This window comes from Janthinobacterium sp. CG_23.4, from assembly GCF_029892305.1.
Taxonomy (GTDB): domain Bacteria; phylum Pseudomonadota; class Gammaproteobacteria; order Burkholderiales; family Burkholderiaceae_D; genus Janthinobacterium; species Janthinobacterium lividum_D.
On sequence record NZ_JARXUX010000001.1, the window covers coordinates 2,778,300 to 2,791,969 of the forward strand.

Here is a 13,670-nt window from a genome sequence, read left to right on the forward strand (position 1 = left end):
TAGAAATGTGGCCCTCGCCAACCCGGAGAGTTTCGCCATGAAAAAAATCATCCCGCCACATCGCCGCCACGCTCGGCTGCTGCTGGGCGCCACTGCTGCCCTCCTGCTGGGCGCTTGCGGCCCAGGGCAGGAAACATCGACCCCGCCCGCCGCCGTCGCCACGGCTGCGACACAGTTTAGTGTTGAAGTGCCAGTCATCCCCGCCGATGTCGGGGCGCTGGTGGTGCAACCGATGTTCCATGCGGCCCCGATGCTGCTCGATGCGCCTGACGGGCGCGACAGCGCCAACAGCAGCGGCTCGGCCCGCTGGCGGCCGCACTTGCAGCGAGTGCCCGGCGCCATGCAGGAAATGAGCACGCGCCGTTTGACGGCGCAAACAATTGTCGCCTCGGAACAGGTGGCGCAAGAAGTTGCGCCACTGCTGGACGGCGGCGCAAGCGACATTGCCGCGCCCCTGGCCGGCAGCAGCGTGGTGGCTACCTATTCCCCCGCGCAAATCCGCGCCGCCTACGACTTGCCCGCCCTGCCTGCGGCGGGCACGGCACTGACGCCGGCCCAGGCGGCACAGCTGGGCGCGGGGCAGACGATCTACATCGTCAACGCCATGCATAACCCGAACGCGGCCGCCGAACTGGCCCTCTTCAACCAAAAGTTCGGCTTGCCCGGCTGCACCAGCAAAGTCATCGCCACCAATGCCACCCTGCCATTGCCGCCTGCCTCGACCAATGGCTGTGAATTTTCCATCGTCTACAACACGCCAGCGAGCACCATGACGGCTACCGCGCCCGCCTATAATTCGGGTTGGGCCATGGAAATCGCGCTCGACGTGCAATGGGCGCATGCCACGGCGCCGCTGGCGCGCATCGTGCTGATCGAGGCACCCGACGCTTCGGTCAACAGCCTGCTGGGCGGCGTGCGCCTGGCCAACCTGATGGGACCAGGCGTCGTGTCGATGAGCTTTGGCGCCGCCGAAGGCAACTGGACCGCTTCCGTCGACAGCGCCTTCACGGGCAAGAACATGACTTACCTGGCTGCCACGGGCGACTCGGGCAACGGCGTCTCCTGGCCGTCCGTGTCGCCCAATGTGCTGGCCGTGGGCGGCACCACGCTCAGCTACAGCGGCAGCGGCGTGCGCAGCGAAACGGCCTGGTCCGGCACGGGCGGCGGCATCAGCGCCTATACGCCATTGCCAAGCTACCAGACAGCCAACGTACCCGGCCTGAGCAATCTGTTGCGGCGCAACGTGGCCGACGTGGCCTTCAATGCCGACCCGGCCACGGGCCAGTACACGGCAGTGATGACACCGGGCAGCAGCACCGCCAGCTGGCTCAGCGTTGGCGGCACCAGTCTGTCCACCCCGCAATGGGCCGGCCTGGTCGCCATCGCCAACGCTAACCGCGCGCTGCAAGCAAAGACGGCGCTCGGCTTGGCGCATACTATGCTGTACGGCCAGATCGCTACCGTACCGGGCACCTTTGCCAGCAGCTTTGCCGATATCACGCGCGGCAGCAACGGTACTTGCGGCGTGTGCACGGCCAGGATCGGCTATGACCCGCTCGGTGGCCTGGGTACGCCCAACGTAAAAAACCTGCTGGCCAGCCTGTCGGGCGGACAGATTGCGCCAACCGCCCCCGTGGTGGCGCCGGCCAGCATCAGTGGCACGGCCGGCAAGCCGCTGTCGTTCACCGTCTCGGCCAGCGCATCGAACCCCCTCAGCTATACCATGCTGGGCGCGCCGGCCGGCATGAGCATCGCCGCCACGGGCGTGGTCAGCTGGGCCGCGCCGTTGGCGGGCACGTATGCCGTCACCATGCTGGCCAAGGATACCGTCAGCGGCCTCAGTGGCCAGGGCGCATACAGCATCGTCATCGCGCCCATCGCGCCGCCTGTCGTTGCCGCCGGCGCCATCGCGGGCAAGGTGGGCACGGCGCTGGCATTCAATGTCAGCGTCACGGCCGCCAATCCAGTCGGCTACGCGCTGAGCGGCGCACCGGCCGGCATGAGCATCAGCAGCGCAGGGCTGGTGAGCTGGGCCGCCCCCGTGGCCGGTACCTACACCGTCACCGTGACGGCCACGGACAGCAAGACCGGCTTGAGTGGCAAGGGCATTTATACGGTGGCCATCGCCGCACCGCTGCCACCGGTAGTGAGCGTCGCCAGCGTCAGCGGCAAGCCCGGCGTGGCCCTGTCGTTTACCGCCACGACGGTAGCGCCCAACGCCGTCACCTATAGCCTGTCGGGCGCGCCGTCCGGCATGACCGTCAACGCCGCCGGCGTCGTCAGCTGGGCCAACCCCGTGCTGGGCAGCTACAACGTCACCGTCATCGCCAAAGATAGCAAGACGGGATTGACGGGCCAGGCCGTGGCTGCGGTAAAAATCGCCGCCGCCGGCCCCACCATCAGCGCCGCTGCCCTGACGGGCGTGGCGGGCAAGTCATTAAGCGGCAGCATCGTGCTGACAGCACCCGGCGCGAACGCGCTGCAGATCTCGATCAGCGGCGCGCCGCTGGGCATGCAATTTTCCATGAGCGGCTTGACGATCACCGCCACCTGGCCGCAACCGATCACCGGTAACTACGCCTTGAAGGTGGTGGCACTGGACAATAACGGCTTGACGGCGCAGCTGACCGTGCCGGTGACTATCACGGCAAAATAAGCTGGCGCGGCACGCCTGCCAGCGGGGCGCAGCGGGAGACACATCCTGCTGCGCCGCGTTTTTCTTGCGCGCTGCCTTTGCAACAAATCCAGAAAAGGAGTATAAATAGTCCATAACCAGAGTTTCACACAAGGAATGCCATGCATCTCGCCTACGCCTACCCCAAGAGCCGCTTCGAGCCGGCCGTGCTCGTCGACCTGAATGCCAAAGCTGAACGCGAGCGCTTGTCGCAAGCGGCACTGAAAGGGCTTTTCAAGCTGGCCATCGCCTGGAAGTTGCGCGACGACGAGGCGCGCGAATTGCTGGGTGGCCTGTCGAGCAGCGCCTATTACGAGTGGAAAAAGCACCCGGACCGCGTACTGGAAGTGGACCGCATCACGCGCATTTCCTATTTGCTCGGCATCTACAAGGCCTTGCACATCCTGTACGGCGACAAGCTGGCCGACGAATGGGTGAGCTTGCCCAACAAAAACGCCATCTTTGGCGGCCGCACGCCGCTGTCACAGATGCTGGCCGGCGGCTTGCTGGCCATGCAGACGGTGCGCAAGCTGCTCGACGCGCGCCGCGGAGGCCTGTAAGCATGCCCGCCGCGCAGGCGCACCTGCCGCCGCTGGCCGCCTTGCGCCAGATCGACACCTGCCGTTTGATTCCCTCGCGCTTCGCCGACATGGAAGACTCCGTGCTGGCGCCCCTGGCCGAGGACGACAATCATCTGCGCGAGTTGTTTGAACTCGATAACGCGACCAATGCGCGCCTGGTGGCCGAGTACGGCGGCGCACCAGGAATTGGCGTGGACGAGCTGGTTTTTGGCGTACCGCACTTTCGCATCATCAACGCCGCTTACACCTACGCCCGCCCGGAAGGGGCGCGTTTCAACGATGGCGAGCGCGGTGCCTGGTATTGCGCCTTCGACATGCCAACGGCGCTGGCCGAGATCATTTTCCACAAGACCGTGGAATACCAGGAAATCGACTATTTCGACGATAGCGTCAGCTACCAGGCGCTGCTGGCCGATTTTTCCGCCAGCTTCCACGACCTGCGCGGCCAACCCCGCTACCAGGCTTGCCTTGACCCGGCCAGCTACATCGCCTCGCAAGAGCTGGCCGCCATCCTGCTCGAAGCGGGCTCCATGGGCGTGATCTTCCCCAGCGTCCGCCACGCCAGCGGCACCAACCTGGCCTGCTTCCGCCCTGCCCTGGTAGGCAATGTTCGCAAAGGCGCCGTCTATCGGTTAACATGGCAGGGTACGCCGACGCCACGCGTGGAAGCCGCATAAGGCAAGCCAAGCGCGCGCAACGGCACCCGACTCACCGCTACTTGATATACCGCATGCAAACCAATCCTGAAAAAGACACCGAACTACGCCTCAAAGTCAACAGCGAAACGGCCCGCCTGGCCTGGAGCGAACTGGAAAAGCACTTCGCCCAAGGCAATGTCGTCTGGGTCGCCAATGAACTCGACCTGGTCGAAGTGGCCGTGCGCATTTCGCACGACGACAAGACTACCATCACGCAATGGATGGTCGATGGCAAAGTGGCCAAGGTGTCGGACCAGCAGGCGCTGGACTGGCAAGCGGCCGACGCGGCCCTGTGGGCGGTCGTCGTCAGCCCGTTCATTTTGGTGCAGCAGGAAAAGCCCACCAAACCCACCAAACACTAAGGGCCACGCCACCACATTGCGTCGACGCTGCAAATTGAACTCGTGTTGCAATGGGCGGGGTAAAAATCATCCTCCTGCACGGCAAGAAACAGAAGCGCGTAGCGTAGCGGATTGACAATGTGCAGCGTAGCGCATTGTCAACACACTTCAACGCACCTCAACGCGCATCAGTGCCCGCCGCCCAAGTAAGCGGCGATCACCTTCGGATCGTTCTTCAAACTCTGGGCCGGGCCATGCACGGAAATGCTGCCGTTTTCCAGCACGTAGCCGTAATCGGCCACGTTCAGGGCGGCGGCGGCGAATTGTTCCACCAGCAGCATGGTCACGCCTTCGGCTTTCAGGCGCGTGATGATGCGGAAGACTTCCTCCACCAGAATGGGTGCCAGGCCCATGGACGGCTCGTCCAGCAAGATCACTTCCGGATTCAGCATCACGGCGCGGGCCATGGCCAGCATCTGCTGCTCGCCGCCCGAAAGCGTGCCGGCCAGCTGGTCGCGCCGCTCCTTCAGGCGGGGGAACAGCTCCAGGGCCTTGTCCAGGTCTCCCTTGATGTCGCCCTTCGGGCGCGCCCGCGTAAAGCGGGGAAAGGCCCCCAGCAGCAGGTTGTCGGTTACTGACATGGAGGCGAATACGCGCCGCCCTTCCGGCGAGTGGGCCAGGCCGGCACGCGCGATGCGGTGCGAGTCTAGCCCCGTGACATCGTTGCCGCCCAGCGTAACGGTGCCCGATTTGGGTTTCAGCATGCCGGAAATGGCGCGCATGGTAGTGGTCTTGCCGGCGCCGTTCGAGCCGATCAGGGTCACCAGCTTGCCCTTCGGGACCTCGAATGAAATACCGTGCAGGACTTCGACTTTGCCGTAGGCGGCGTGCAGATTATGAATGCTCAGCATGGTCTTCCTCTCAATGCGCCGCAGGGCTCAGGGTGTCGGCGCTGCCGCCCAGGTAGGCTTCGATCACTTTTGGATCGCTCTGGACCAGCGCGGGTGCGCCTTCGGCAATCTTCTGGCCGAAGTCCAGCACCGTCACCACGTCCGACAGCGCCATCACCACGTCCATGTGGTGCTCGATCAGGATGATGGTGATGCCGTGCTCGCGGATCTTGCGGATGATGGCCATCAACTCCTTGATGTCGGGCGCCGTCAGGCCCGCCGCCGGCTCATCGAGCAGCAGCAGGCGCGGATTGAGGCCCAGCGCGCGGCCGATTTCCAGCAGCCGCTGCTTGCCATACGGCAAATTGCGCGCCTCTTCGTTGGCCAGGTCGGCCAGGCCGACGAATTCGAGGATGCTGGCGGCGCGCTCGCGCGCGGCCTTCTCTTCACGTTTGTAGCGCGGCGTGTGCAGCATCACCTCCAGCACATTCGATTTGAAGGTGTTGTGCAAACCCACCAGCACATTCTCGGTGGCCGTCATCTCGCCGAACAGTTGCACGTTCTGAAAAGTGCGCGCCACGCCACCCACGGCGATTTCGGACGGCGTGCGCCCGGAAATCACGGCGCCGGCAAATTCCACCCTGCCCGCCGTCGGCTTGTAGATCCCCGTCAGCACATTCATCATCGTGCTCTTGCCCGAGCCATTGGGCCCGATCAAGCCATGCACGGAGCCCTGCGTAACGTTCAAGTCCACCAGGTTGAGCGCTTTCAAGCCGCCGAACTGCATCAGCGCCTGGTCCACGCGCAGCAGCGTTTCGCCACGCTGGCCGCCTTGGGCGTGGTCAAAAGGCGCCACGCCATGCGAGGCGACGGCCAGCACATGGCGCCGGCCCTTGCTCACAAAACTCATCAAAAAGCCGACGATGCCGTCCTGCAGATAGTAGACGACAAATAAGGTCATCAAGCCGAAGATGGTCAGGCGCCAGTCAACCATGTTGTCGAGCTTGTACGAGTAGGCGGCCAGGCCGATGGTGGCGACCAGGGGCACGAGCACGCCGCGCACGGTGGAACGCTTTTTCGCCAGCATGAAGATGGAACCGATCACGCCCAGCACGGCGGCGGCGACGGCGATCTTGCGAAATAGTTCGATGTCCGCCAGCAAACTGGGCAGCATGACGACGATCAAGGCGCCGATCAAGGCGCCCGAGCGCGTCTTGCGACCGCCCATGATGACGGCGAGCAGGAACAATATCGTCAGCTCGAAGTTATAGGTATTGGGCGAGATGTACTCTTCCGAATACGCATACAGGCTGCCGGCCAGGCCGGCGAAACCGGCGCTGATGACGAAGGCGTACACCTTGTAGCGGTAGACGGACACGCCCATGCAGTCCGAGGCGATGGGACTGTCGCGCAGCGCCTCGAAGGCGCGCCCCAGGTTCGACTTCAAAATACGGTGCACGAGCACCAGCGAGATCACCATCAGCGCGGCGACCATGTAGTAATACTCCACTTCGCTCAATTTGTGGCCGAACAGTACGGGTTTGTGGATCTTGATGCCCATCGGCCCCTCTGTCAGGAAGCTCATCTCGTTGATCAGAATTTGCACGATGGTGCCAAAGGCCAGTGTCACCATGGCCAGGTAGGGACCCGTTACGCGCAAGGCCGGCAAGGCCAGGATGGCGCCAAACGCGGCCGCGCCGACGATGCTGGCGGGGATGGCCAGCCAGAACGACAAGCCCAGCTTGAACACCAGCACGCCCGTGGCGTACGAGCCGATGCCGAACAAGCCCGCGTGGCCCAGCGACACCTGGCCCGTGTAGCCGACGACGATATCGAGGCCAAACAGCAAGATGGCGTAGATCAGAATGGTCTCGGCCAAGTGGATATAGTAAGGGTTCGGGATAAGGATGGGAAACAGCACGAGCGCGGCCAAGCCCGCCGCACTCAGCGCCAGCATAGTGATTTTCTGGTTCATGTGATCCTCAGACTTTCTTGATCGCGGCTTTGCCGAACAGGCCCGATGGCTTGACTGCCAGCACCAGCAGCAACAGCAGCAGGCCTGGCACTTCCTTGTAGCCAGTGGAGATGTAATAGCCGGTGGTCGTCTCGGCGATGCCCAGTATCAGGCCACCGACGATGGCACCCACGCCCGAAGTCAGCCCGCCGATAATGGCCACGGCAAACGCTTTCAAGCCCAGCGAGGCGCCCATGGTGGCCCCAGTCAAGGTCAACGGCGCCACCAGCACGCCCGCAAAGGCGGCCGTGGCCGACGACAGCGCGTAGGAAAAAGTGATGACCATGCCCGTATTGATGCCCATCAGACCGGCCGCGTCGCGGTCATTGGCTGTCGCCACTACAGCCTTGCCGTAAATGGATTTGCGGTTGAATACTTCGACGGCCAGCATGATGGCCAGCGCGCCGACGATAACGGCCACCTGCATCTGCTGCACATTGGCGCCAAACACCTGGAACGGCGCGGCCGACAACGGCGACGGGAACATCAGATCATCCTTGCCCCAGATATTTTCCGCCACGTTCTTGAAAATGATGGCCAGGGCGATGGTCGACATGATCCAGCCGAATTCGGACTTGATCTTGATGGCGGGCCGCACGCCTATCCATTCGACGAACACGCCCTGCAAGGCGCCGAAGACGATGACGATGGGGATCATCAGCAAATAGCTCATGTAGGGGCCGCCGTGAATGGTGCCCACCAGCGAGAGGCCCACCAGCGCGCCCAGCATCAGAGATTCGCCCTGGCCGAAATTGAGGGTGCCGGAAGTGGCAAAGGTCAGCTGATAGCCGAAGGCAATGACGGCATAAATCATGCCCAGCGCAATGCCGCTGAAGACGAGCTGCAGGAAGATTTCCATGGTATTCCCCGGAAGACGAAAGATGAAAAAATGGCCAGTCCTGATTCCTCAAGGCTGGCCATTGCGCGGCTAGATCGTTGGAATTAGCCGAACTTATTTGGCAAGGACGACCTTGCCGTCATTGACTTCGCCAAACACGGTCAAGTCGGCCGTGATCGCTTCATGGTTGGTCTTGCTGAACGGCTTGTTGTAGGTGGTGACGGCGCCTTCCACTTTTTCATTCAGGTTTTCCAGCGCGGCGCGCACTTTCGGGCCATCCGTGCCACCCGCCTGCGTGATGGCGGCAGCCAGCAGATAAATGGAATCATAGCCTTGCGCGGCAGAGACGGCCGACGGCATGCGTCCGCCCGATGGCTTGTAGGTGGCCACATAGGCGTCGATAAAGGCCTTGCGTTTCGGTGTGCTGGCATCCTGGATGAAGGTTTGCGGCATGCGCGTGCCATTGCCGTTCTTGCCGGCGTTATCGATGAAATTGCCCATGGCCAGGGTCCAGCTGCCGATCAGCGGCACTTTCCAGCCGAGTTTTTCCATGCCATTGGCGATCTGCGCCAGTTCCGGGCCGATGCCGTAGGTCAGCACCACTTCCGCGCCCGCCTGCTTGGCTTTGAGCAGCTGGGCCGTCATGTCGACATCCTTGATGTTGTATTTTTCAACGACAACGGCCTTGATGCCCTTCTTGTCCAGCGCCTTTTCCAGGTCTTCGCGACCCAGCTGGCCATAATTGGTGGAATCGGCCAGGATCGCCACTTTCTTGAACTTGCGGTTCTCGATCGCCTCGTGCACGATCATGCCGGACTGAATAGTGTCATTGGCCGCGTTGCGGAAGATATAGTTGTCCGGCTGGTCGGCGAATTGCTTGGTGACGATGGAGCCCGTCGCCACATTGTTCATGACGGGGATTTTCGCTTCCTGGTAAAACCGCTGCGAAGCGAGGGCCACGCCGGTATTGATGTAGCCGACAGTGGCGGCAACCTTTTCCTTGTTGATCAGTTCCTGGGCGATTTGCACACCGCGTTCATTCTTGGCTTCGTCGTCGCGCTCGATCAGCAGCAGCGAGCGCCCCAAGACGCCGCCCTTGGCATTGATTTCAGCGACGGCCAGCTTGACGCCGTCGCGCATCGAAACGCCCATCGGCGCGGAACCACCGGTGAACGGACCGGACACGCCGATCTTGATGGGGTCGGCTGCGACTGCCGCCTGCGAGAAACCCAAAACCAAACTTGCCACGAGCAATTTCTGTTTCAAATTCATTCTCATCTCCTCTGATACAACATTTTTAAAGCCACATATTTTTATAGTCGTACGCTGGATAACCGCCCCATCGATAAATCATTGTAGGTTAGTAAACATGCACCAGCAACAACTACATATGACGCGTCGCAACATGTGTAAGACGCCCAATTGCTTGGTCTATTGTCAGTCTTCTGTAAGGAAAATATGAAGCAAACCCAAAATGACTTGACCAGCGAGGAGAAAGACGAGTGTCGATCTCCGGTAAAACACGCTCCACCTCGCCCGCTTGATCCGCCGCAAAGCCGAGCCGTCGTTGACTGCTAAGGTGAGGCATCTCCCTGCATCCGCACGGGTCTCTCCAGCACCACCACCTGCATGGAGGCATCATGCCGCTACCCCTGAGAAGATCGCTTGCCCTTTCCCTCGCTGCACTGCTGCTCAATATGTTCAGCGGTTGCGCCAGCTTCACATCCGTCGACAACTTTGCACGGACGGGCCAGCAAATGACCGTCACCTTTCCCCCCATTGCCAACGCCACCGTAGACAGCTGCATCAACAACGAGTTGCGCAGGAACCTGATTTCCACCGACGGCTTCGACCCTGCAGCCGCCGAGCAACAGGCTAGGCGCGGCTGTGACAAGATCGCCGATTCGAATCAAAAAATACTACGCCTGAACGATGTCCTGGCGCGCTACGCTCAAGCCCTGCAAGTTCTGAGTGGCGGCAAGGTGGCCCACTACCATGATCAGTTTTCCGGCCTCGGCGAAGCCCTGGGCAGCATCCCGGTTCCCGGCAGCGACAAGCCGCTGCTCGACCCGGGGCAGGTAAGCCTCATCATGAAACTGAGCGAACAACTGAGCCGTTTGCTGACGCAGGACATGCAGAAATCAGCCATCAACGAACTACTCGCCCAGCAAGAGGCCATCGCCGCCATCACCAATGCGCTCAATACCTATGTGCAGACGGTGTACCGCGACAGGATCGCGATCGAACGGCGCGACAGCGGCGTCTTGCAAATGGCCCTGCATGAAACGGCACGCGCAGAGCCGCTGGCGACGAATTACGTCAGGGTCCGACTGTATCGCGACGAGAAGCAGCTAGGCGAACGCGCAAAAATTCCCGATAGCTATGCAAGGGCCGTCAAAGCCTTTCAAGACAACCTTGACAGCCTACGCAAATCACACGACGACAGCGCACAGCTGCAACAGCAATTGAAGGAGTTCTCCCGGCGCGTCGATGAACTGAAACTCCAGGTGGCCTTCCTTGCACCTGTAAACTGGTAGGAGGACATCATGGCAACGATCAACAAACAGGCCACCTTGAAGGCATTAGAAATCGCCAATAACCTGTCCGAGATTTCCACCTTGCTGCTGGCGTGGCGGATCAAGGGGCGCAGAACGCTGAGCACTGAGGAAAAAGGGGAATTGAAGGAACTCGAAGATCACCTCAATGAACTGGTGGCCAGCTTCCAGGCGCACGGCATCGACATGATCGCAGATGGAGCACAAGATGCCGCCAGGCAGGCCGACCAGGCGATCGATACCGCCAATATGGCGCTGGAGAAAATTAAGACCGTCAAGCATGCGATTGACGTCACCGCGGCCGTCGTCAGTGTTGCGGCGACCTTGCTGTCAAAAGACGTCATGGGCGTGATCGGCGCAACGAAAGACCTTCAGGCGTTGGTCAAGGCTAGCGGTTAATCAAAACGACGCCATCAAGGCTCCTGCCCCCGGTGCCCCATCGCATGCTCAGCCATCCTGAAAAGCAACGCTGACTGTGCCTCGCTGCGCTCATAGCCCATCGTCCCGTCATTCGTGACGATGGCTTTTTGCATCAAGGCTTCCGGGTACTCCTGCGCGCAAGCCGCATCGAGCCAATGGCGAGCCTGCGTTTCATCTATGGTCTGGAGCAGGTTCGCCAGGATAAACATCGCAGGCGCCACGCCACGCTGGGCAGCCAGTGCCAGCCAGGATATGGCGGACGCCGTATCCAGCGGCCCGCCCAAGCCATTCTTGTGCATCAGGCCAAGATAATAGGCGGCGGGCCCGCTGCCCTGTTGCGCCGCAACTTTGAACAGCGCGCGCGCCTGCGGCTGGCTTGCCGCAGCGCCGCGCATCAAGGCCTTGGCCTGAACCAGCTGATTGCCAGCCTCATCCTGCGCTTGCGCTTGCCCGGGCGTCAGCGAGGAACAGACGAGCGATAACAACAGCGCGCCAGGCAGTAGCCAGATCATTTCGACATGTCGAGCTGGTACAGCGCAAAGCCCTTGCCGGCGCCATCGTCGGCCTTCAGCTGCGTGACATTGTCGATGCCGGCCGCTTGCGCCAGGTCGATAACGTTCGGCGCCGAGTGGAATACCACCGGCCCTTGTGTGGCGACCTTGGCGAAAGTCCAGCTGCGCGCCGAACCGTTTTTCGCCCGCGTCAGGTTTTTCTGCTGCGTGATGTAGGCAATCAAGAGTTCCCGATTATTGTCGGGCGAGGCCACCACCGTGTTGCTGCCATCAAGGCCGGGGAAATTGCCGCCGCCGCTGGCGCGGTAGTTATTTGTCGCGATCAAGAATTGCTGTGCCGCATCCACCGGCTTGCCCAGGTACGTCAGACCCCGGATACGCTGGCCGGGCGGCTGCGTGACATCGATCTGGTAGCGCACGTCAGCACTGCTAATGGCATCGAAGTTGTAGCTCGGATGGGCCGTATTGACCAACTCCTGCGGCTCGCGCTTGTTGGGGGCGATGGTATTGAAACGCTGCGCCGCCTGTTCCAGCCAGGCCTTCAATTGCGCGCCATTCATCTTCACGCCATACAGCGCGTTCGGATATAAATACAAGTCAGCCGCATTGTTCAGCGCCACATTGCCCGCCTTGACGTCCGTGTAGTCGGACACGCCGGCCGAACCGCTCTTGAACGGCGACGACATCGACAGCACAGGCAAGTGCGCGTATTGCGGCAAGTTCGCCTTGACGTAGGCGGCCAGATGGAACGCCTGCGCCTGGTTCACCACCTCGATGGCGCTGACATCGCCCACGTCGGCAAAATACGTCGACATGCGGAAATCTGTGGTGCCCACGGGCGTCTGCACGTAGGCTATCGTCGCTGCGTGCTCTTCGGCCACGAGTTTGGCGATGGCTGCATCGGGCGCCACATAACTTTTATCCGCATTCTGGATGCTGCGCGCCTCCACCGTGGTGGCACTCTTGTCGACGCCCCACTGCTTGCCGTCGTGACGCAGGGAGAGGCCGATCACGCCCAAGTGCTTGCCCCACAGATTGGCCATCACGGTGGGCACGCCATGGACCAGCCCTTTGACTTTATCGACGCCGGGCAAATTGAATTGCGGTACCGTGCTGCTGGCATTCGGGAACAACTGGTGCGAATGGCCGATCAGCATGGCATCCACGCCCGGCACTTGCGACAGGTAGTAATTAGCGTTTTCCATGCTGGGCGAATACGCGCTGTCATCGAGACCGCCGTGCGAAATGGCCACCACCAGTTCGGCGCCCTTGGCGCGCATCTCGGGGATGAATTTTTCCGCCGTCTCACGCACGCCCTGCGTGTAGACGCGCCCTTCCAGCCAGCGCTTGTCCCAGGCCATGATGGTGGGCGGGGCGAAGCTGATGATGCCTACCTTGACGCTGCTGCGCACGGCCTTGCCATCGGGGCCAGTCGCCGTGATCTGCTTGTTGATGATGTGATATGGCGCGAACAAAGGCTGGCCCGTCTTGACGCTGTAGACGTTGGCCAGCACTTGCGGGAACGCGGGACCGGCGCAGCGCGGCTTGCTCGCATCGACGCCGTAGACGTCGAAGCGGTTGCCCGTCACCTGGCTCAGGAACGCCAGGCCGTAATTGAATTCATGGTTGCCGATGCCGCCGCCATCGACCTTCAGCACATTCATGGCCTTGTAGATAGCCAGGGTCTGCTCGCAGGCCAGCGGTTTCACGAGCGCCTGGTAGTCGGCCAGGGCCGTACCCTGGATGGTGTCGCCGTTATCGAGCAAAAGATTGTTCGGGAACTGCGTGCGCGCCTGGGCGATCAGGGTCGCCGTGCGTTCCAGGCCGACCGACGGTTCCGCCTGCAGCTTATAGTAATCATAACTGAGCACATTCGCGTGCAAGTCCGTCGTCTCCAGCAGGGCCAGGGTGGCGCTGCTGCCCGCTGGCGCGGCGGCGGGCGCCTGGTCCGGTCCGAGGGCGGCGGGCGGCAAGGCGCTGCAGCCGGCCAGCAGCAGCGGCAACAGGGCGAGACGGGGGCGCTGGCACATGAGTTGACGCATAAGGTGACGCATGAAGTATTCCTGTAGAAAGACAATATCGTCCGCATCATACGCAGCACGGCAGCCCCCAGCAAGCCGTACGAGGCCCGCCGCAACAGGTGCAAT

At 61.8% G+C, this 13,670-nt stretch carries 12 protein-coding genes; 6 read left to right on the forward strand and 6 right to left on the reverse strand.

Going from position 1 to position 13,670, the window contains the following annotated elements; all coding sequences use genetic code 11:
• Positions 1 to 37: 37 nt before the first annotated feature.
• The 4 genes from H4V96_RS12420 to H4V96_RS12435 all read left to right on the forward strand — a co-directional run bounded on the left by H4V96_RS12420 (position 38) and on the right by H4V96_RS12435 (position 4,315).
• Complete coding sequence (locus tag H4V96_RS12420; RefSeq protein WP_196856834.1) at positions 38 to 2,656, forward strand: S53 family peptidase; 2,619 nt, start codon at positions 38 to 40, stop codon at positions 2,654 to 2,656.
• 140 nt (positions 2,657 to 2,796) lie between these two features.
• Positions 2,797 to 3,234 carry an antitoxin Xre/MbcA/ParS toxin-binding domain-containing protein gene (locus tag H4V96_RS12425; RefSeq protein WP_196856835.1) on the forward strand — a complete coding sequence of 146 codons (438 nt, stop codon included), beginning with the start codon at positions 2,797 to 2,799 and terminating at the stop codon, positions 3,232 to 3,234.
• A 2-nt stretch (positions 3,235 to 3,236) separates the two neighbouring features.
• Entirely contained in the window at positions 3,237 to 3,932 is a 696-nt protein-coding gene (locus tag H4V96_RS12430; protein WP_196856836.1) for an RES family NAD+ phosphorylase, read from the forward strand.
• A 53-nt stretch (positions 3,933 to 3,985) separates the two neighbouring features.
• Positions 3,986 to 4,315 (forward strand): DUF2288 domain-containing protein, encoded by a 330-nt coding sequence (locus H4V96_RS12435; protein WP_010398930.1) that lies wholly within the window; start codon positions 3,986 to 3,988, stop codon positions 4,313 to 4,315.
• A 167-nt stretch (positions 4,316 to 4,482) separates the two neighbouring features.
• On the opposite strand, the gene H4V96_RS12440 is transcribed toward H4V96_RS12435, so the two are convergent.
• The 4 genes from H4V96_RS12440 to H4V96_RS12455 form a co-directional block, all read right to left on the reverse strand.
• Positions 4,483 to 5,205 (reverse strand): ABC transporter ATP-binding protein, encoded by a 723-nt coding sequence (locus tag H4V96_RS12440; protein WP_010398932.1) that lies wholly within the window; start codon positions 5,203 to 5,205, stop codon positions 4,483 to 4,485.
• Positions 5,206 to 5,215: 10 nt separating this feature from the next.
• Complete coding sequence (locus H4V96_RS12445; RefSeq protein ID WP_196856837.1) at positions 5,216 to 7,159, reverse strand: branched-chain amino acid ABC transporter ATP-binding protein/permease; 1,944 nt, start codon at positions 7,157 to 7,159, stop codon at positions 5,216 to 5,218.
• A 7-nt stretch (positions 7,160 to 7,166) separates the two neighbouring features.
• Positions 7,167 to 8,057: a branched-chain amino acid ABC transporter permease gene (locus tag H4V96_RS12450; RefSeq protein ID WP_010398938.1), complete on the reverse strand. Its 891-nt coding sequence runs from the start codon at positions 8,055 to 8,057 to the stop codon at positions 7,167 to 7,169.
• Positions 8,058 to 8,150: 93 nt separating this feature from the next.
• Positions 8,151 to 9,308, reverse strand: a complete 1,158-nt coding sequence (locus H4V96_RS12455) for an ABC transporter substrate-binding protein (RefSeq protein WP_196856838.1) — start codon at positions 9,306 to 9,308, stop codon at positions 8,151 to 8,153.
• A 368-nt stretch (positions 9,309 to 9,676) separates the two neighbouring features.
• On the opposite strand from H4V96_RS12455, the gene H4V96_RS12460 reads away from it, so the two are divergent.
• Both H4V96_RS12460 and H4V96_RS12465 read left to right on the forward strand, forming a co-directional pair.
• Positions 9,677 to 10,573, forward strand: a complete 897-nt coding sequence (locus H4V96_RS12460; RefSeq protein ID WP_142303413.1) for a hypothetical protein — start codon at positions 9,677 to 9,679, stop codon at positions 10,571 to 10,573.
• 9 nt (positions 10,574 to 10,582) lie between these two features.
• The gene (locus tag H4V96_RS12465) at positions 10,583 to 10,990 is read left to right on the forward strand and encodes a hypothetical protein (protein ID WP_196856839.1); all 408 of its coding nucleotides are present in this window, start codon (positions 10,583 to 10,585) and stop codon (positions 10,988 to 10,990) included.
• A 14-nt stretch (positions 10,991 to 11,004) separates the two neighbouring features.
• On the opposite strand, the gene H4V96_RS12470 is transcribed toward H4V96_RS12465, so the two are convergent.
• Both H4V96_RS12470 and H4V96_RS12475 read right to left on the reverse strand, forming a co-directional pair.
• Positions 11,005 to 11,523, reverse strand: a complete 519-nt coding sequence (locus tag H4V96_RS12470; RefSeq protein WP_196856840.1) for an SEL1-like repeat protein — start codon at positions 11,521 to 11,523, stop codon at positions 11,005 to 11,007.
• A complete protein-coding gene (locus tag H4V96_RS12475) occupies positions 11,520 to 13,553 on the reverse strand; it encodes a bifunctional 2',3'-cyclic-nucleotide 2'-phosphodiesterase/3'-nucleotidase (RefSeq protein ID WP_280721187.1) in 2,034 nt (677 codons plus the stop codon). Before H4V96_RS12475 ends, H4V96_RS12470 begins: the two co-directional genes overlap by 4 nt.
• Between the last annotated feature and the right edge of the window lie 117 nt (positions 13,554 to 13,670).

What these genes read in the sequence shown, in the direction of transcription:
- H4V96_RS12420 (WP_196856834.1), top strand. Translation starts at nt 38, where the DNA reads ATGAAAAAAATCATCCCGCCACATCGCCGCCACGCTCGGCTGCTGCTG.
- H4V96_RS12425 (WP_196856835.1), top strand. Translation starts at nt 2,797, where the DNA reads ATGCATCTCGCCTACGCCTACCCCAAGAGCCGCTTCGAGCCGGCCGTG.
- H4V96_RS12430 (WP_196856836.1), top strand. Translation starts at nt 3,237, where the DNA reads ATGCCCGCCGCGCAGGCGCACCTGCCGCCGCTGGCCGCCTTGCGCCAG.
- H4V96_RS12435 (WP_010398930.1), top strand. Translation starts at nt 3,986, where the DNA reads ATGCAAACCAATCCTGAAAAAGACACCGAACTACGCCTCAAAGTCAAC.
- H4V96_RS12440 (WP_010398932.1), bottom strand. Translation starts at nt 5,205, where the DNA reads ATGCTGAGCATTCATAATCTGCACGCCGCCTACGGCAAAGTCGAAGTC.
- H4V96_RS12445 (WP_196856837.1), bottom strand. Translation starts at nt 7,159, where the DNA reads ATGAACCAGAAAATCACTATGCTGGCGCTGAGTGCGGCGGGCTTGGCC.
- H4V96_RS12450 (WP_010398938.1), bottom strand. Translation starts at nt 8,057, where the DNA reads ATGGAAATCTTCCTGCAGCTCGTCTTCAGCGGCATTGCGCTGGGCATG.
- H4V96_RS12455 (WP_196856838.1), bottom strand. Translation starts at nt 9,308, where the DNA reads ATGAATTTGAAACAGAAATTGCTCGTGGCAAGTTTGGTTTTGGGTTTC.
- H4V96_RS12460 (WP_142303413.1), top strand. Translation starts at nt 9,677, where the DNA reads ATGCCGCTACCCCTGAGAAGATCGCTTGCCCTTTCCCTCGCTGCACTG.
- H4V96_RS12465 (WP_196856839.1), top strand. Translation starts at nt 10,583, where the DNA reads ATGGCAACGATCAACAAACAGGCCACCTTGAAGGCATTAGAAATCGCC.
- H4V96_RS12470 (WP_196856840.1), bottom strand. Translation starts at nt 11,523, where the DNA reads ATGATCTGGCTACTGCCTGGCGCGCTGTTGTTATCGCTCGTCTGTTCC.
- H4V96_RS12475 (WP_280721187.1), bottom strand. Translation starts at nt 13,553, where the DNA reads ATGTGCCAGCGCCCCCGTCTCGCCCTGTTGCCGCTGCTGCTGGCCGGC.